This is a genomic window from Fluviicola chungangensis, from assembly GCF_007558725.1.
Taxonomy (GTDB): domain Bacteria; phylum Bacteroidota; class Bacteroidia; order Flavobacteriales_D; family Crocinitomicaceae; genus Fluviicola; species Fluviicola chungangensis.
Window position 1 is genome coordinate 360,781 of the sequence record NZ_VLPL01000003.1, and the last position, 17,124, is coordinate 377,904.

Below are 17,124 nucleotides of genomic sequence, written 5' to 3' on the forward strand. Positions count from 1 at the left end.
ACTTCATGGACTTTTTTTAGATGAGGTTTGTGGTGGTCTCTTGCTGTTTTCCACATAGGACATAGTAACTGATTCTGTTAGTATTTAATGATCTTATGCGTACGAATATTTTGTCCTTGCTGGATTTTCACAAAAAACAAGTTACCCTGTAAATCGGAAAGATCAATGGAATCCGTTTCCGATTGGATGCGTGTCTTTTTCAGGGTGCGTCCGCTTCCATCGTAGACAACCACCGATGTTTCTGTGTCATTGACTCCACTGAATCGGATAATACCGGTTGTCGGGTTCGGGTAAACTCCGATCTGAAGCAGACTGGCTCCTTTAACAGACAGATCGTTGTCAATGGGATTGAAGTTCGTTCCGCAAGGTCCTGCATTTTGATTGTAGGCCAATTTGATTTTCTCCGCTTTGGCAAACAAGCCACCCAAAGGTTCTGTTATACTGGTTGTTGCATGTGTTGAATCATAATACAGTATGTACACGTAGTCGAACTCGATGGTATCCGTTTGCGTAAAAGCACGGGAACCATGGGAAGCATAAATGCGATAATCCGTAGGAGGAAGTATTGGTCCCGATGATACAGCTGTTTGAAGCGGTGTCCAGTCAAATCCGGGATTTATACCATCCGTTCCATAAAACAAGGTATCGCTTCCGCCTGGGAAAATGAAACGGGCTTTTGTATTTGTAGTGGTACCGGAAAAAATGTTTCCATTTCCACCGTAGAACAACGGGGTTCCATCTGGCCAGAAACCATTGGTAATTCGTTCCCATTCCGCTGCTGTTTGAGGATCAGGAATGGTTATACCACCATAAGCAGAAGAAGCCAGTGTCCGTTCCAGTGTAAAATATTCATTATCAATTATCCCGTCGTTAAAACCGAGTCCGTTGGTACATCCGATAGGAGAAGCATCTTCCGGATTGTCTAACCCGTCCGAATCCATTTTATTTCCTTTTAAAACCATGAATCCCTGAACAGGTAAGGTATCTTTAAAATTGCTGTCCGAGCCGAATGGCTCATCAAACAAATCCCCGTTGTAGCAATAGGCCATTCCCAATTCCACGTGTGTACCGATATAGTCATCGGTCGGATTTCCGTTATCCAGGTCCAGGAAGCTTCCGATACTGAAACGACTGAAATCATTTTCGCGCGAAATGTATTTTGTTTTGAAGAAAATCGCATTGCTATAAGTATCAGTAGTGTCGCAGTCAAAGGTGTAAGCATAATTGTGGGTTTCGATCCCGCCGGGCCGTTCCAGGTTCGGATGGTCATGCCAGATCTGAAGGAAACAGGCATCGCCGTAAATGATCGGATATTCTCCCAGCATGGGTTCGTAAATGCCGTTTGAGTTTACATCCACATACGGAGCGATTTGGGCACTTTGACCAAGAGAAACATCTCCGTTTCCGGGCCATTCCCGTATGCCATGAGGAACCACGTAGCCGGCAGAATTTGATTGAATAGAGTCAATATGTGCTTCGATCATGGCTTTGGTAACATAAAAACCACGATTGTATTTGCTTTCAACGACATCATTGAACAAATTGTTCGCAGTATAAGGCCCAACCCGTGAAAATTCGAATAAGCCTCCGTTGAATTTTCCAACAGTGTCCCCGTTTTGGGTAATACCGGTATAAACTTGCTCCAGGTCATATGCAATACGCTTGTTTCCTTTGAATTTGGCACCACTTTCGAAGGCATAATAACCGCTAATTACAGTGGAACTTTCACTAAAGTTCAATTCAATATCATCCTTTGTGAAGGATGTCTGGTATTCCTGGGGTAATTTAAAATCTACCTGGTCATCTTGGATTAAATGAACAAATGCCTGATACGCTTCTTTATCATTTCCGTTGATATCAAAAGTGGCTGAAATGAATGTAGAAGCTCCCAAAAGAATTTGCTGGTCCTGCCGGGAAACGAATTCATTCATGAAATGAATTCCAGGATAAGTATTGCTGCTTAATAAATTTAAATGGTTGTCCAGGTTTTCGAACAGAAATGACGAACCGGTCTTTCCCAGCCGATAAAATCCATTCGGTTTTTTGACAATCAGGTGCTGGACGAAATTGGACCCGGTGGTAAACGATCCGGAGGCCAATACCTGAGCAGCGGAATTTAATTTGTACCAACTCACGGCATCGCATGCAAGCAAGGTATCCAATGAAAGCGGGATCAGGTGAATACCCGAACCATTGGAGCCGGAAATCGTATTCGGAGTGAAATTATTGAGGCTGTTCCGAACGTAGATCTTCAAATAATTTTGATAGCTCATCACGGTTAATTCTTTTCCTCCGATTAGCTCGAGTTCCGTGGATCTTTTCGTGTTTACATAGGAAGAATTACCGGTTGAGACCGTCAAAGAGCCATCGACAAGTTCGGTGTAATAGGTGTTCAGATTGGAAAATGAAATGGAGGTTCGGTACAAACCACCGCCTTGTTTTACCATATATGTGACCAATTCATTATTGATGTGCTGAGTCTCCACAAATCCAACCATGAATGTATCCGGGAGTTCAAAGTTTTGAATAACCTGCCCTGTTGTTTTGCTCACTTTGAAGAAAGTAAGGAGCTGATCGGATGGTGACTTGATCAGCAAACTGAACACGTATTCCGTACTTGTTTCAAAACCGTTCGAAATGAAAACGGACTTCCCGCTCGCCGATGGAATATTCAATGAAAAATCAGTAGCAGATAACAAGTCACCGGTCTCGTTTATTTCGGAAACTTTCAGTTTAAATGCGGTGGCGCTTCCTCCTTCATGAAGGCTCAAAAGTTTCATATTCCCAACATCCGAATCGAGAACTTTGAGTCGCTGAATATGCAGGCTGTTGTAATTGTTCAGAAAGGTGCGTTTGAACTGTGCGTGTGATTGCTGGGTCAAGAAAAAAATCGAAATAAATACAAGTAATACTTTTTTCATAGGTAGGATATAAAGGGATTTGAGGTTAAGTTACCCAATTTCTGCCCGGTAGGAAAAAAATAAATGTGAAGTGTACAAATGTTTTATTGAACTGGTTAATACGTTATCCTTCTGTTTCAGAAGAAAACAAGATGATTATTTCCATGCAACTACCTGGATCATCCCTTTTCGGAGTTTCACATTGTTTTTTTGAGGATTGAACAGGTAATAAACCAATTCGTATTTCTGATCTTCCAAACTGTATTTCCGAACATCGATGCAGAAAGAATAAGTGATCTTGTTCCACTTTTTTACCTGAAGCGGATCTTGCAGTTTCGGACGATGGTCGTCCCACCGGACCATTTTTTTCTTTTTGATCCGTTCGAGTGCGTAACACAACCTGACAAATTCATCCAGCTCTTTTCGGTTGTTTAGGAAGATCTCACCGGTAAGTTCTACCTCCAGTGCTTTCCACCCTTTTTTGATGCGAATTTTCGCAGCCAGTTTTATGAATTGGTCCCGGGACTGATCATGGATGATGGTTTTCACAAAATCTTTGCGCAGAACCGTCTTTTTTCCTTTGCGTGCAAATCGCTGGAATTGTTCCCTGGGAAGAATTTTGTCGTTCTCGTGGTAATATTGGGCCAGTTTTCGAAAAGCAAAGAGCTGACCGGTAAGTCGATCATTCAAAACAGGATCATTCACCGGAGTCAGTTTCATTCCCTTTCGGATGCGGTACAGTTGACCTTCATATTGGTAATGGTTCCCATAAATCAGGTGTTTGGTTTCGCAGTCCAGGGTGATTAAGGGCAACGTCCGCTTACATATAAAACGTTTCTCAAAAGAAATCTCTTTCCCGAAAAAAGGAACTTGCTTTGGCAGCTCCAGTTCGGGGTAATTGATTCGCAGGTAGTTCAGGATCGTAGGAGCAAGATCGTTATGAGAAGAAATCGCATGGAATTGCTGGGTTCTTTTCAATAGAGGAGAAAAAATAAACAGGGGCGTCTGGTATTTTTGAATTTCGTTTCTCGGGAACAGGGGATTTCCATGATCTCCGAAAATGAAGAAAATGGTGTTGTCGTAAGTGGATTTTTTGGATGCTTTCTGAAAGTAGTTTTTCAGAGCATCATCCGTAAAGAGATAACTTCCGTAGATCTCTGAAAGCCGGAGAATTTCTTCTCTCTGCCTGATGGTGCACCGGGAATGCATCAATTTTTTCAGTACACGTGCGATGTACTGTTTTTTGTTTGGGTAGCAAAATGGCTCGTGCGTACTGATTGTCAAAAAGATGTCCAGCTTTGGTTGTTTTTGCTGGTGTTTACGATCATCAACAAAGGACTTTTCAAATAGCTGATCGTCCGAATAGCCCCAAAAATTTGCCATACCGTTTGTTTCGGTTGAGAATTGAGGTTCCCAGGAATGAACCTGGTAATCCACCTGGTTATACTCCATGAACTCGTTCATATTGGCAAACCCTAGGTCAACACCACAATAGAAACGCGAATAATAAGGATCCAGCAATGAAACCAGTGACCAATGCCGCGGGTATTCCTCCTTCTGCATAAATTCTTTTTCAGGTGGATTGGGAGTCGAGGCCAGCGCTGCCGGAAGCACATTGTGTGTTCGTTCGCAGGTCGACATGAAATTCGGGAAGTAGAGACTTTTCTTAGACAGTGAGTCCAGGAAAGGCATAAAATGACATGGATTGTTTTCGTTGTTACCGATCAAAAAGGTAGACAAAGACTCGACAACTATAATGACAATATTCGGAGGCCCTTTTGACGATTTGTTCAGATAATTCCCCAACTCACTTTGAGGCTTCAGTTCATGAATTAAGGAATACTCTTCGTCCCGCACAGACGGATCGGGAAAAAAAGAATCATCCAACTGTTTAAAAACGGAAGTATTTACCCGGTCCAATTCATTTTCTCCGAAAAAATGCCTTTCACTTACACCGATAAAGGCAATCAGCTTGTTGTTGATTACCATATCCCCCACGTAATCCCTTGAATTGATCACTTTCCAGGGATAGGCAATAAAAGAAAGAGACATCAACGAAACAAAACCGATGAAGACCAATTTGTTGAAACGAACTTTTCGCAGGCGAAACCCAACAAAAAAGTAAATGCAAAGCAATGCGACCGGAAAGGTGACCGAGAAAAAAGTGAGATTGGAATCCAGATTAGCAGAAGTTGTTAATTCAGAATAACTCAGCTGATAGAAAACGTCACCCAACAGCTGATTCGTTTTCACAAAATAAACCGTAAGTGCATAATTGCACAGGATAGCAATGATAGCCAGCAAGTGAAGAAAGAACAGGTGAATCTTTCTAAAGAATAAGGAGCTTAGAATGATCAGAACGCTTCCGGTTGCCGAAACCAAAAGGGCCAGCAACAAATCCATTAGCATTCCTTTCACGTGATATTCCGTTTTGATCTTCGTGCGGAAAATCTCATCAGGTTCCATAATCATTTGAAAGATCCGTGAGATAACCAGGACCAAAAAAAAGGAAAGGAAATAGGGAAGAACTCTTTTAAATATTGATTTGAGCAGGTTCATTTCACGGTTTAGATATATTGGCTTAACACAAATTTAATAATATTCATATGAAACGTTCTTTTTTAAAAAAGCGCTTGCAGCAAACGACCTTTTTTCTTAAATTAAATAGGAAAAGCATTGTTTTTGATTCAAAACAAGCTTCAAATAGTTGAAAAATGAATGAAAATTACCTGCATTTTCTGTGGAAAAACAAACGACTTCCATTCCATTACTTGCAAACCGTTGATGGCAAAAAAATTGAAATTCTTCACGTAGGAATTCACAACCTGGATTCCGGACCGGATTTTTTCAACGGAAGGATCCTCCTGAATGAAATCACACATTCGGGAAATATCGAAATCCATGTAAAATCCTCAGACTGGAATCTGCACGGACATCAATTTGACAAAGCCTATTCCAACGTGATCCTTCACGTCGTGTATGAACATGACCAATTGATTTTTGTAGAGGGTATCCCGCTTCCGACAGTGGAATTGAAACAAGTGATCGATTGGGATCACTTCCATTGGTTTTCCAGCTATTACAAAGGAACAAACACGATCTTGTGTGAACCCTTTCTGGAAGGAATTGCAGGAACGTTTGTTGTAAACCAGGTCGAACGCGCATTTTTTCAGCGAATGGAACGAAAAATGATGGAACTGGAGAAGGTGTGCCAGAGCAGGAAATTGTCCTTCAAGGAAGTATTGTTTCATGCGATTTCAAAAGCATTTGGCATGAAAGTCAACCAGCTGCCGTTCCAGGAATTGGCAGTGGGCATTCCTTTTGAAAAGTTTATGAAAGCCAGTCAAAAACAAAAAATGGCAATTGCATTTGGAGCGGGAGGGTTCTTAAATGAAAGCAAAGCCAGTACCTACCATGAAGAATTAAAACAAGAGTGGGATTTTCAACGCTACAAACTCAAATTGGAAGCGCAAAATAAGCACAGCTGGAAGTTCAAAGGTTGCAGGCCGGGAGGTTTTCCAACCCAGAGACTGGCCCAATTTGCGACCTTTATTCATGAAATGAACTGGGATTCGGATAGTTGGTATTTACCGGCAAACGAATTGCTTTTAATGCTGCAAACACGCTTAATGAAACCTACTCATGAATACTGGATCGCACATTTTGATTTCGGGAAGGAGAAAAAAGCCCCGTCAACGATGAGTTTGGCAACTGCCAACACGATTATCATCAACAGCATTGTTCCATTTTTGTGGTGGTTGTCTTATCGGTTGAGTGACGATTCCTACCGCAATAAAGCCTTCGAAATCCTTACTTTGCTTCCACCTGAAAAGAACGAGAAAATCAACACCTGGAAAAGAATGGGGATCAATCCTGCAAATGGGTTGGAATCCCAAGGTTTGATAGAACTTACAAATGAGTTTTGTTCAAAAAAGGCCTGCTTGAAATGCGTCATTGGGAATGCTGTTTTAAAGCGTGAATTGAAAATTGAAAATGTAAAATTGAAAAGAGTTTAGACTATTGAATAACTTTTCAATTCTCAATTGTCCATTTTGAATTTAAAAAATGCGTAATTTTGATACAGGATAAGAAGATGAAAAGAACCTTACAAAAAATAGCTTTTTTCTTTGAGATGCGCTCATTCGGAGTGTGCTCCTGGTGGGCAACAAAATTGGGAATTCAAACAAATAAAGTGCGTTTGGGTTTTATCTATGCTACCTGCATCGGTTTGGGTTCTCCATTGATTCCTTATCTTATCATGGCCTGGATTTTAGAGCATAAACATTATTTTGGTTTTAGAAGATCTAAACGCGCCTCTATTTGGGAATTATAAGCCTGAACTTTCATGAAAATACTTATCACCGGCTCAAATGGCTTGTTGGGACAAAAAATTGTCAAGCGCTGCATCAGGCACCAAATTCCGTTTATCGCAACATCAAAAGGGTCAAACAGAAATCCGGAATGTCCGGAAAGCAATTACATTAGCCTGGATTTACTTCAGACTGATGAGGTGGACCAATTGGTGGCTGACCAAAAACCAACGGCCATTATTCACACGGCTGCTTTAACTAATGTGGATTATTGTGAAATGCACCCGGAAGAATGCCACCAGGTAAATGTGGTATCTACCAAAGTACTTTTTGATGCTGCGAAAAGCATCGGTGCACATTTTGAATTGTTATCTACTGATTTTGTTTTTGACGGGGAGAACGGTCCTTACAAAGAAGAAGACCCCGTAAATCCTCTGAGTGTTTATGCTCAATCGAAAGTAGATGCAGAACAGGTGTTATTGAAAGATCCGGACAATTACAGGGATTGGTCTATAGCCAGAACAATTATTGTTTACGGGACCGGTTTTGGATTGTCCCGCTCCAACATGATCCTATGGGCTTTGGAAGCTCTTCCGAAAGGTGAAGTGATGAAATTAGTTGATGATCAGTTCCGTGCTCCGACATGGGCAGATGATTTGGCATACGGATGTGTGGAAATTGTCTTGAGAAATCAGAAAGGAGTATTTCATCTTTCAGGACCAAAAACGAGAGCTGTCAATGAGATCGTGGAAGAAGTAGGCAGGGCTTTGGGATTGAAGGACTTCACTATCGAAACCATTTCTTCCGATACTTTGAACCAGGCTGCTAAAAGACCTCCGCGAACAGGTTTCGATTTGTCAAAGGCTGAAAAATTACTGGATTACCATCCGATGGATATCCGGGAAACCATACCGCTCCTTCAACATGATTTGATTCACTACCGCTAATTTCACTACAAAATGACCCACTATTCAAAATCTACTAAACGAGGCATCTTCCTCTTCACCGGATTGTTGCTTGTTATTTTTATAACACCGGATTTAATCCAATATTTCAGGCCGGAACCGGAAATCAGGATTGAACAATGGTCTAATGAAGAAAAGCAGGTCACTCAAAAATTAAACCTGGAATCCGGCTTCAATTACAGCAAAGGCCGGAAGAAGAAACACTATTCAAGGCCCTTGTCCCGCTTTAACCCGAATGATTATACCCTGGAAGAATGGATGTCGCTCGGACTTTCTGAAAAACAAAGCGCGATTGTGTTGAAGTTTACTTCCAAAAAGATCTATTCAAACGAAGAATTGAAACGGATTTTTGTCATTCCGGAAGAACTCTACAATTTGATTAAGGATTCGACTGTTTACCCGGAAAGAACAAAAAATTTCGATAATCGAACGGAATACAAGCTGGAACAAAAACTGGTTGTGGTGGAAATCAACCGCGCCAGTCTGGATGACCTCTTGCAGGCTCAGGATATCAGCATGTTTGACGCCAAGCAAATCATCAAGACAAGAGACCGGTTCGGTGGCTTTTATTCGATGAGTCAGTTAAGTGAAGTTTGGCAGGCAACTCCCGAAAAAATGGCCGTTTGGGAAAAATACCTACGCATCGATCCGGAGAACATCCGCAAGATCAATATCAATACAGCAAGTACGAAAGAATTATCCTTTCACCCTTATATTTCCTGGAACCTGGCAAACTCCCTGGTGAAAATACGTTCTCAAAACGGATTTTATAAAGAAGTACGCGAGATTAAAAAATCTGTTTTAATGACAGATGAGCTGTTTGAAAAATTGAAGCATTACCTTGTAACAGAATAATTCGGTTACGTATTTATTCCTCTCCGATGAATATAAATACGTTCGATGTGAGGAAAGAAAAATAGAGAAACAGGAAAGTGCCGACTTAGAAAAATGGAATGGTTCTTGATTTAAAGAAAGCAAATCCGGAAGATTTCTTGGAATTTGGCAAATTCTCCCGTAAAATTGCGGGCTCAAAATCAGTTTTGAGAACAGATAAACAGTATGAAAAGCCGCGGCATTACCTTATAGTTGAAGAATGATAGAAGAAAAAATTAAAGACGTAATCAGAGATGTAATCGATTTTCCGAAGGAAGGAATTGTATTCAAAGACATTACTCCAATTATGTTGGATCCTGCTTTATCCAAAGAAATAGTAGCTTATTTGGCGTCCATTTACAAGGATCAAAAATTGGATAAAATTGCCGGTATTGAAAGCCGCGGATTTTTATTTGGTTATCCTTTGGCAATGGAATTGGGGCTTCCTTTTGTTCTGATCCGCAAAACGGGGAAGTTGCCTTACCATAAAATTAGTCATTCATACGATTTGGAATATGGTTCTGCGACTATTGAAATGCATGTGGATGCCGTTCAAAAAGGCGAGCGTGTATTGATCCACGACGATTTGCTGGCTACAGGTGGCTCGGCTTCAGCTGCGGCGGAACTTATTCAGAAATGCGGGGGAGAAGTGGCGGGCTTTAATTTCCTGGTAGGGTTAAATTTTCTAAATGGGATTGAGAAATTGAAAAACTACTCTAATAATATTACTAATTTAGTGGCCTATTAAAATTTATTAATCGAAATAAAAAATTAACGGAGACCCCAAAATACTGTTAATCATGAACTTTGAACTAAACGAAAATCAAAAAATGATCACGCAAATGGTGCGTGATTTTGCAGAAAGAGAAATCCGCCCGAACATGAACCAGTGGGATGCTGATGAGTATTTCCCGGTAGATACCATGAAGAAAATGGGTGAACTTGGTCTGCTTGGGATTTACATCCCGGAACAATACGGAGGAAGCGGCTTTTCTTACCTGGAGTATGCAACGGCATTGATGGAATTGGGAAAAGTATGCGGAGGGATCGGTTTGAGCGTTGCTGCGCATAACTCATTGTGTACCGGACATATCTATTACCACGGAAACGAAGAACAAAAGAAAAAATACCTTCCGAAATTAACTTCAGGAGAATTTATCGGAGCTTGGGGATTGACAGAGCCCAATACAGGTTCGGATGCGATGCGTATGAAATGTACTGCTGTGAAAGATGGGGATCATTGGGTAATCAACGGTGCGAAAAACTGGATTACACACGGTTTGTCGGGAGATGTGGCAGTGGTTTTGGTTCGTACGGGTGAATTGTTGGATTCAAATGGAATCACTGCATTTATCGTTGAAAAGGGAACACCTGGATTCTCAGCGGTAAAAATTAAAGATAAATTGGGAGTTCGTGCTTCTGAAACAGCAGAATTGATCTTTGATAATGTACGTTTACACGAATCACAAGTAATCGGAGAGGTTGGACAAGGATTCAAACAAGCAATGCATATTTTGGACGGAGGTCGTATTTCCATTGCGGCACTTTCTTGTGGAATTGCGCGTGGTGCCTACGAAGCATCTGTAAAATACGCAAAAGAACGTGAGCAATTCGGTCAGCCGATCGGAAAGTTCCAGGCAATCGGGTTCAAACTGGCTGATATGGCAACGGAAGTGGAAGCGGCAGAATTGTTGACATTCCAGGCAGCAGATTACAAAAATAGAAACGTGAAAATGACTACTCAGGGAGCATTTGCAAAATACTTCGCTTCGGAGGTTTCTGTAAAATGCGGAAATGAAGCCGTTCAGATCATGGGTGGTTACGGATTCACGAAAGAATATCCGGCTGAGAAATTTTTGCGTGACGCGAAATTGATGACCATCGGTGAAGGAACTTCTGAAATTCAGAAATTAGTGATCTCACGAGAAATTTTGAAATAGTTCAAATGTTCAAATTGAATCATTTAACAGTTGAAATTTTTTGAACTTCTTTGAACGATAAATTGTTTTTAGACGATAAATTGAAGTTTTCAACAATTATTTTTTAAAAGAAGATTGTATTAAAGGAAAATTTTATATCTTTGCGCTCCCTATCAGCGGATGGGTATTAAAAAGCTAACAATAGAATTTAAATAGAATATGTTAATCATTCCAGTTAAAGAAGGCGAGAACATCGAAAGAGCGCTTAAGAAGTACAAGAAGAAATATGACAAAACAAATGTCATGAAAGAATTGCGTCGTCGCAAAGAATTCGTAAAACCTTCTGTGGTTGATCGTCAAGCGAACATTCGTGCAGCTTATGCTCAAAAAATGAAGTCTCAAGAGATTTAATACGGAGTTATTCGCATTAGAAAAAAATTGAGGCCCTGACATTCTTTGTCGGGGCCTTTTTATTTGCATGAATTTTTATCAAGGTCGCTGTGAGTTTCATTTTTTTATTTATGTTTGAGTAACATCTAAATAATTATATATGAAAAAACTATTGACCCTGACAACCTTCTCGTTGTTAGTATTAGTTTCACTAGCTGAACCGCCAGTTAAGAAATGGAAATCAGATCGTGGCCTTTTTGGTTACAAAACGGTAACTCAAACAAATTCTCCAGATTTAATAATGTTGTCATGTAGAGATCCTGGATTGATCGCTTGCAGGGCGCAGGGTATTACCGTTGTAGGAGATGATGGTGAGATTTCCTTGACTGAAACGAACATTGAAAGCATTGAACGTATGATTGATGACCTGGTGTTGTCTGGAAAAAATTCCGGGACAATTGTTTACGACGATAAGGTTGTAATCACATTTTTGTTTAATGAAGATGCTGACGATCTAGAATACACGCTTTATTCAGTTCCTCAGGCTCGAAGATATGGAGTTAATTTTTAACGATTTGATTTTATGAAAAAACTGTTTTTTACTTTGGTAGCTTTAATGCTACTATCTAATCTTCATGCTGAAGATATTATAACAAAATATAATCGAGGAATTTTCGGTTATAAAACCGTTCACCAAGCTCAGCAACCGATTGGGAGAAGTTTGACTTGTACGGATCCTGGTAAATTGAAATGTGAATGGTCATCATCCTTGTCAAGTAATAATGACAGATATGAAAGTATTCTTTTAAAAGTTGATGAGGAATGTATGAATGGCAGTAGTTCTGGTTCATTTCAAACTAGCGATTATTATGTTAGCTATACGTTTGATCGAGATGCGGATAAACAAGAAGTACATATTTATACATTGATTGAAGCTCGTGATAAAGGTCTCATTTAAAAGTTTGATTCTCCTGTTTGTTTTTATTTCAAATGGGAGAATCTCAAATAGTCAAATAGTAACATCCACCATAATTAAACTTCCCCAGACTGGTAGTTTGCAAACAGGAAATGTTCTTTCTTGTATCGATAATGGTGTTGTGTATTTTATGCCGTCGTATACCGATAAAAAGGAACGATCAATTTATTTGGTTGACTTGGATGGTCGGTCTAAAGAACCGCTCACAATAAGAGAGGATGGAATTAAGGGGTTTAAGAATGAACGACTAATTCAATTTGCTGTATCAGGGAGCAATCTTATTGTCCTTTCAAATAAGTCAATTCATTTTTTTCGCAGAGATCGAAATTCTTTTCAAGTAGTTAAGACTATAAAAAACAGCTACAGTTTTGATCATATTGAAAAATTGGGCAATTCATTTCTGCTGCACGTATGTTATTCGTTTCATCCTATGGATCAGACAGAAACTAATTTATGGGTTAAACTTGATATGTCCTCATTGGAGATTGGTAAGTTATTTACACCGGAAATTGATAATTCCAAGTTTGGAAGTTTCGTTAATTCGTGGGTCTCAACTTATGAAAGAACTATTGCTCATGCAAGTACAAGTCAGTATAAAGTAATGTTTTATAATGACCTGTTCTTACCGATTGATTCCATTGAACTATCTGATGAATTATTTAAGCTTGATACGGGTTTGATTAATAATGCGGATTTATATTCGAAAGAAGGAATAAGTAATTTCATGAAATTGGATGATGAAAAGTTCTCACGAATAAGGAAAGTTATAATGCTGAATTCTACTCAAGTGCTGGTGTTTTCTAAATTATCCCAGGAGGCACTTACTGATAAAGGGAAAGTGAGATTGGATATGTGGGACAAAAGCTCTGGTGTTTGGCGCTTACAACTTCAAGTTGCAGGAGACGAAATTTACAAGGATGGTGAGACTTATGATGATCAACATACGTTTCTGGGAAACTTGTATCAAAATGTATTTGATTTAAGAATAAGTAATGGTCAAATTTATTGTGTTTCTTTTCCATATTACCCAAAAGTGAAAACAGAGAGTTTTGATAGGGTAAAAGATATTGAGGCATCTTTCAAAGATTCAAACGAATTTCATTATGGGCTGGAGAAGTTTGTTTTTAGTAATAATTAGCTGTTTAGCTTCTTGGTCTTTTGTTCTAAGTCAAGATTTATCAGCACTTACAGTTTATGATGAACAAGGAAAGAGACATCAAATACATTCTGTGATAAAGGATTCTGAGAGTTTTGTGGTTGTGAAGGATGCTTTTTGTATTGGTTGTGCTGAATATTTGGTTAAATGTTCAATGGGTAAAAAGGTGCTTGTAATTGTTGAACGATTTAGTTTGTTATCTATTTCCAATTTTCAACCGATTCAAAACGCGAGATTATTTTTTGTGTCAAAATCAGAGCTTACACCTGATGAGTTTGGTACAGTCGGAATGGCAATAATTCGAAACGGATCATTTCACGTTATTAAAGAAAAGGAAATCAACCAGCTATCCCGGAATTACCAAGAAGGAATTAAAAGTATGCGTAAAATAGTCAGGACCCATTTCAAATCGAAAGTATCATAAATTAAATCATTGAAATTGTAAGAAGTTTTTCTGAATTTCAGATAATGTAAAAAGTCTGGTTATTGTCGGGGCCTTTTTTGTACCTTGTTTTCTGTTATGTCTTACAAAGATTCCTTCATACATTACCTGCAAGTTGAGAAGCGTTACTCAAAACATACCATTTTAGCGTATGAAGAAGATTTGGATCAATTCACAACCTTTGCGGAATTGTCGAAATCGGCAGAGTGGAACGAGGTGAATCACCAGTTGGTTCGCTCCTGGATCGTTCATTTGATAGAAAGCGGGCAGACTAATCGCACGGTCTCACGTAAGCTTTCATGTTTGCGTTCTTTTTTTAAATGGCTCCTGTCGAACGGAAAGGTGGAGCAGAATCCGATGCTTCGCATTCGCGGGCCAAAAGTGGAAAAACGACTTCCCCAGTTCGTGAAACAATCGGAAATAGATTCTGTGCGGATAGAGCAGTTGTTTTCCTCCGATTTTGAAGGTGTCCGCGACCGATTGATGTTTGAATTGTTTTATCAGACTGGCATCCGTCTAAGTGAACTGATTGAATTGAAGAACAAAGATGTCACAAGCGGGAGCATTAAAGTATTGGGAAAAAGGAATAAAGAACGGATTATCCCGATCGGGAAAGACCTTTATGAAATCATCCGTTCCTACGAGAAACTCAAGCCTTCCGGACCCGACAGCCAACTTTTGTTATTTGTCAAAAAAGATGGCAGAAAAATGTCGTCAAAGTTTGTTTATCGAAAAATTAATACATATCTTGGAAGTGTAACGAACGCGGAGAAAAAGAGCCCACACATCTTGCGTCACACATTTGCTACCCACATGTTAAACAATGGTGCAGGGCTTGAAACTTTGAAAGAACTTTTGGGGCATGCAAATTTGTCTGCAACTCAAGTTTACACGCATAATTCGTTCGCCCAAATAAACTCGATATATTCACATGCTCATCCACGTGGGCGCAAAAAGTAAAAAGTCATGGACGTTAAAGTGCATTCTATCCATTTTAAAGCGGATCAAAAACTCATTAATTTTATTAACGACAAAGTAGAAAAGCTCCAGGTTTTTTTTGATCACATCATTGTAGGGGAAGTTTTTTTACGATTGGATAAGAATTCGGACAAAGAAAACAAGATAGCAGAAGTGAAAATATTAATGCCCGGAAAAGAATTGTTTGCAAAGAAACAATGTAAATCTTTTGAAGAAGCGGCAGATCTGTGTGTTGATGCCTTGCGGACACAGGTAAAAAAATACAAAGGCAAATTAGCTAATTAGTAATTGGAAATGAATAATTTAGATGGACGGCCTTTTGAGCCGTCCATTTTTTTTTGATTTTTTTTCGCTCAACCCCTTGCAGTTATTTATTTCTTTACTACATTTGCAAACCCAAACGGGAAAACACTTTAAGAATCGTTCTTTAAAATCGTAATAAAAACCAAACTTTAATGCCGGTGTAGCTCAGCTGGCTAGAGCAGCTGATTTGTAATCAGCAGGTCGGGGGTTCGAGTCCCTCCACCGGCTCGCATTAAAGGATGGGAGTGTCGCATAGTGGCTATTGCAGCAGACTGTAAATCTGTCACCTCACGGTATCGCTGGTTCGAGTCCAGCCACTCCCACGACAAGGAAAATTATAATAATAAGCGGGAGTAGCTCAGTTGGTAGAGCGTCAGCCTTCCAAGCTGAGGGTCGCGAGTTCGAATCTCGTCTCCCGCTCAATTACGAAATAAAGAATAGGCCGGTGTAGCTCAGGGGTAGAGCGCTTCCTTGGTAAGGAAGAGGTCACGAGTTCAATTCTCGTCATTGGCTCTGCAGGGATTCACTCATTAGTTTTATGGGTGAAATTTTGTATTAGTAAGAAAAAGGTTTATTAACTACGTAACAAATAAAAACAAATGGCTAAGGAAAGTTTTAATCGTTCCAAACCGCACGTAAACATTGGTACTATTGGTCACGTTGACCACGGTAAGACCACTTTGACTGCGGCTATTTCAAGCGTATTGGCTGCTAAAGGATTAGCTGCCGTTCGTGATTTCTCTTCAATTGACAACGCACCTGAAGAAAAAGAGCGTGGTATTACTATTAACACGTCACACATTGAGTACGAAACAGCTAACCGTCACTACGCACACGTTGACTGTCCAGGTCACGCGGATTACGTAAAGAACATGGTTACTGGTGCTGCACAGATGGATGGAGCGATCCTGGTAGTTGCTGCTACTGATGGACCGATGCCTCAAACACGTGAGCATATCCTATTAGGAAAACAAGTTGGTGTTCCTCGTCTAGTTGTATTCATGAACAAAGTGGATATGGTAGATGACGCTGAGTTGTTAGAGCTAGTTGAAATGGAAGTTCGTGAATTGTTGTCTTTCTACGATTACGATGGTGACAATGCACCGGTTATTCAAGGTTCTGCACTAGGTGCATTGAACGGTGAGCCGGAGTGGGTTGCTAAAGTAGAAGAGTTGATGGACGCGGTTGACAGTTATATCGAATTGCCTCCTCGTGATGTTGATAAGCCTTTCTTGATGCCGGTTGAAGACGTATTTACGATTACAGGTCGTGGTACAGTAGCAACAGGTCGTATCGAAACAGGAGTTATTAACTCTGGAGATCCGGTTGAAATCTTAGGTATGGGTGAAGAGAAATTGACTTCTACTGTAACTGGGGTTGAGATGTTCCGTAAGATCTTGGATCGTGGAGAAGCTGGTGACAACGTAGGTCTTTTATTACGTGGTATTGAGAAATCTCAAATCAAACGTGGTATGGTTATTTGTAAGCCAGGATCTGTTAAGCCTCATGCTGACTTCAAAGCTGAAATCTATGTATTGAAGAAAGAAGAGGGTGGTCGTCACACTCCATTCCATAACAAATACCGTCCTCAGTTCTACTTCCGTACGACTGACGTAACTGGAGAGATTTTCTTGACAGACGGACGTGAGATGGTTATGCCAGGTGATAACGTAACAATCAATGTTAAGTTGATCGTACCTGTAGCAATGGACAAAGGTCTACGTTTCGCTATCCGTGAGGGTGGTCGTACAGTAGGTGCTGGTCAGGTTACTGAAATCATCGCTTAATTCGCGATAACATATTGAATGAAAGGGGAGCTAAAACTCCCCTTTTTACACGGGCGTAGCTCAGCTGGTAGAGTAGTGGTCTCCAAAACCATTGGTCGTGGGTTCGAATCCTACCGCCCGTGCAA

16 protein-coding genes and 5 tRNA genes are annotated in these 17,124 nt (G+C 40.1%); 19 read left to right on the forward strand and 2 right to left on the reverse strand.

The annotated features are described in order from the left end of the window. Positions 1-77: 77 nt before the first annotated feature. On the reverse strand, positions 78-2,921 hold the full coding sequence (locus tag FO442_RS07765) for a T9SS type A sorting domain-containing protein (protein WP_144332598.1): 2,844 nt from the start codon (positions 2,919-2,921) through the stop codon (positions 78-80). Between the two features lie 135 nt (positions 2,922-3,056). Then, positions 3,057-5,459 carry an LTA synthase family protein gene (locus tag FO442_RS07770; RefSeq protein WP_144332599.1) on the reverse strand — a complete coding sequence of 801 codons (2,403 nt, stop codon included), beginning with the start codon at positions 5,457-5,459 and terminating at the stop codon, positions 3,057-3,059. Positions 5,460-5,614: 155 nt separating this feature from the next. On the opposite strand from FO442_RS07770, the gene FO442_RS07775 reads away from it, so the two are divergent. The 19 genes from FO442_RS07775 (at position 5,615) to FO442_RS07865 (ending at position 17,121) form a co-directional block, all read left to right on the forward strand. Next, entirely contained in the window at positions 5,615-6,916 is a 1,302-nt protein-coding gene (locus FO442_RS07775; RefSeq protein WP_144332600.1) for a DUF2851 family protein, read from the forward strand. 77 nt (positions 6,917-6,993) lie between these two features. Next, positions 6,994-7,233 carry a PspC domain-containing protein gene (locus tag FO442_RS07780; protein ID WP_144332601.1) on the forward strand — a complete coding sequence of 80 codons (240 nt, stop codon included), beginning with the start codon at positions 6,994-6,996 and terminating at the stop codon, positions 7,231-7,233. Positions 7,234-7,245: 12 nt separating this feature from the next. Next, the gene (locus FO442_RS07785) at positions 7,246-8,157 is read left to right on the forward strand and encodes an SDR family oxidoreductase (protein WP_144332602.1); all 912 of its coding nucleotides are present in this window, start codon (positions 7,246-7,248) and stop codon (positions 8,155-8,157) included. A gap of 12 nt (positions 8,158-8,169) precedes the next feature. Beyond that, complete coding sequence (locus tag FO442_RS07790; RefSeq protein WP_144332603.1) at positions 8,170-9,030, forward strand: ComEA family DNA-binding protein; 861 nt, start codon at positions 8,170-8,172, stop codon at positions 9,028-9,030. Between the two features lie 238 nt (positions 9,031-9,268). Further along, positions 9,269-9,796, forward strand: a complete 528-nt coding sequence (locus FO442_RS07795; protein ID WP_144332604.1) for an adenine phosphoribosyltransferase — start codon at positions 9,269-9,271, stop codon at positions 9,794-9,796. Positions 9,797-9,848: 52 nt separating this feature from the next. Further along, the gene (locus tag FO442_RS07800; RefSeq protein WP_144332605.1) at positions 9,849-10,988 is read left to right on the forward strand and encodes an acyl-CoA dehydrogenase family protein; all 1,140 of its coding nucleotides are present in this window, start codon (positions 9,849-9,851) and stop codon (positions 10,986-10,988) included. Between the two features lie 198 nt (positions 10,989-11,186). Further along, entirely contained in the window at positions 11,187-11,378 is a 192-nt protein-coding gene (gene rpsU, locus FO442_RS07805) for a 30S ribosomal protein S21 (RefSeq protein ID WP_124746872.1), read from the forward strand. A 139-nt stretch (positions 11,379-11,517) separates the two neighbouring features. Further along, the gene (locus FO442_RS07810; protein WP_144332606.1) at positions 11,518-11,928 is read left to right on the forward strand and encodes a hypothetical protein; all 411 of its coding nucleotides are present in this window, start codon (positions 11,518-11,520) and stop codon (positions 11,926-11,928) included. A 12-nt stretch (positions 11,929-11,940) separates the two neighbouring features. Then, positions 11,941-12,315, forward strand: coding sequence for a hypothetical protein (locus FO442_RS07815; RefSeq protein WP_144332607.1), 375 nt, complete (start codon positions 11,941-11,943; stop codon positions 12,313-12,315). A gap of 97 nt (positions 12,316-12,412) precedes the next feature. Beyond that, entirely contained in the window at positions 12,413-13,471 is a 1,059-nt protein-coding gene (locus tag FO442_RS07820) for a hypothetical protein (protein WP_144332608.1), read from the forward strand. Continuing rightward, on the forward strand, positions 13,437-13,913 hold the full coding sequence (locus FO442_RS07825; RefSeq protein WP_144332609.1) for a hypothetical protein: 477 nt from the start codon (positions 13,437-13,439) through the stop codon (positions 13,911-13,913). The genes FO442_RS07820 and FO442_RS07825 overlap by 35 nt, the downstream gene beginning before the upstream one ends. Positions 13,914-14,009: 96 nt before the next feature. Continuing rightward, positions 14,010-14,891: a tyrosine-type recombinase/integrase gene (locus FO442_RS07830; protein WP_144332610.1), complete on the forward strand. Its 882-nt coding sequence runs from the start codon at positions 14,010-14,012 to the stop codon at positions 14,889-14,891. Positions 14,892-14,897: 6 nt separating this feature from the next. Next, positions 14,898-15,194 carry an HPF/RaiA family ribosome-associated protein gene (locus FO442_RS07835; RefSeq protein ID WP_144332611.1) on the forward strand — a complete coding sequence of 99 codons (297 nt, stop codon included), beginning with the start codon at positions 14,898-14,900 and terminating at the stop codon, positions 15,192-15,194. 172 nt (positions 15,195-15,366) lie between these two features. Beyond that, a tRNA-Thr gene (locus tag FO442_RS07840) sits at positions 15,367-15,440 on the forward strand. 13 nt (positions 15,441-15,453) lie between these two features. Further along, positions 15,454-15,535 (forward strand) — tRNA-Tyr (locus FO442_RS07845). Positions 15,536-15,559: 24 nt separating this feature from the next. Beyond that, positions 15,560-15,632, forward strand: a tRNA-Gly gene (locus FO442_RS07850). Positions 15,633-15,653: 21 nt separating this feature from the next. Beyond that, positions 15,654-15,725 (forward strand) — tRNA-Thr (locus FO442_RS07855). Between the two features lie 86 nt (positions 15,726-15,811). Next, on the forward strand, positions 15,812-16,999 hold the full coding sequence (gene tuf / locus FO442_RS07860) for an elongation factor Tu (RefSeq protein WP_144332612.1): 1,188 nt from the start codon (positions 15,812-15,814) through the stop codon (positions 16,997-16,999). 49 nt (positions 17,000-17,048) lie between these two features. Beyond that, positions 17,049-17,121: transfer RNA gene (locus FO442_RS07865), tRNA-Trp, on the forward strand. Positions 17,122-17,124 lie beyond the last annotated feature (3 nt).

Bases quoted from the DNA above. Each gene is read 5' to 3' on its own strand.
- FO442_RS07800 (WP_144332605.1), top strand. From the start codon at position 9,849: ATGAACTTTGAACTAAACGAAAATCAAAAAATGATCACGCAAATGGTG.
- FO442_RS07775 (WP_144332600.1), top strand. From the start codon at position 5,615: ATGAATGAAAATTACCTGCATTTTCTGTGGAAAAACAAACGACTTCCA.
- FO442_RS07785 (WP_144332602.1), top strand. From the start codon at position 7,246: ATGAAAATACTTATCACCGGCTCAAATGGCTTGTTGGGACAAAAAATT.
- FO442_RS07790 (WP_144332603.1), top strand. From the start codon at position 8,170: ATGACCCACTATTCAAAATCTACTAAACGAGGCATCTTCCTCTTCACC.
- FO442_RS07765 (WP_144332598.1), bottom strand. From the start codon at position 2,921: ATGAAAAAAGTATTACTTGTATTTATTTCGATTTTTTTCTTGACCCAG.
- FO442_RS07830 (WP_144332610.1), top strand. From the start codon at position 14,010: ATGTCTTACAAAGATTCCTTCATACATTACCTGCAAGTTGAGAAGCGT.
- FO442_RS07810 (WP_144332606.1), top strand. From the start codon at position 11,518: ATGAAAAAACTATTGACCCTGACAACCTTCTCGTTGTTAGTATTAGTT.
- FO442_RS07835 (WP_144332611.1), top strand. From the start codon at position 14,898: ATGGACGTTAAAGTGCATTCTATCCATTTTAAAGCGGATCAAAAACTC.
- tuf (WP_144332612.1), top strand. From the start codon at position 15,812: ATGGCTAAGGAAAGTTTTAATCGTTCCAAACCGCACGTAAACATTGGT.
- FO442_RS07825 (WP_144332609.1), top strand. From the start codon at position 13,437: ATGGGCTGGAGAAGTTTGTTTTTAGTAATAATTAGCTGTTTAGCTTCT.
- FO442_RS07795 (WP_144332604.1), top strand. From the start codon at position 9,269: ATGATAGAAGAAAAAATTAAAGACGTAATCAGAGATGTAATCGATTTT.
- FO442_RS07770 (WP_144332599.1), bottom strand. From the start codon at position 5,459: ATGAACCTGCTCAAATCAATATTTAAAAGAGTTCTTCCCTATTTCCTT.
- FO442_RS07780 (WP_144332601.1), top strand. From the start codon at position 6,994: ATGAAAAGAACCTTACAAAAAATAGCTTTTTTCTTTGAGATGCGCTCA.
- rpsU (WP_124746872.1), top strand. From the start codon at position 11,187: ATGTTAATCATTCCAGTTAAAGAAGGCGAGAACATCGAAAGAGCGCTT.
- FO442_RS07815 (WP_144332607.1), top strand. From the start codon at position 11,941: ATGAAAAAACTGTTTTTTACTTTGGTAGCTTTAATGCTACTATCTAAT.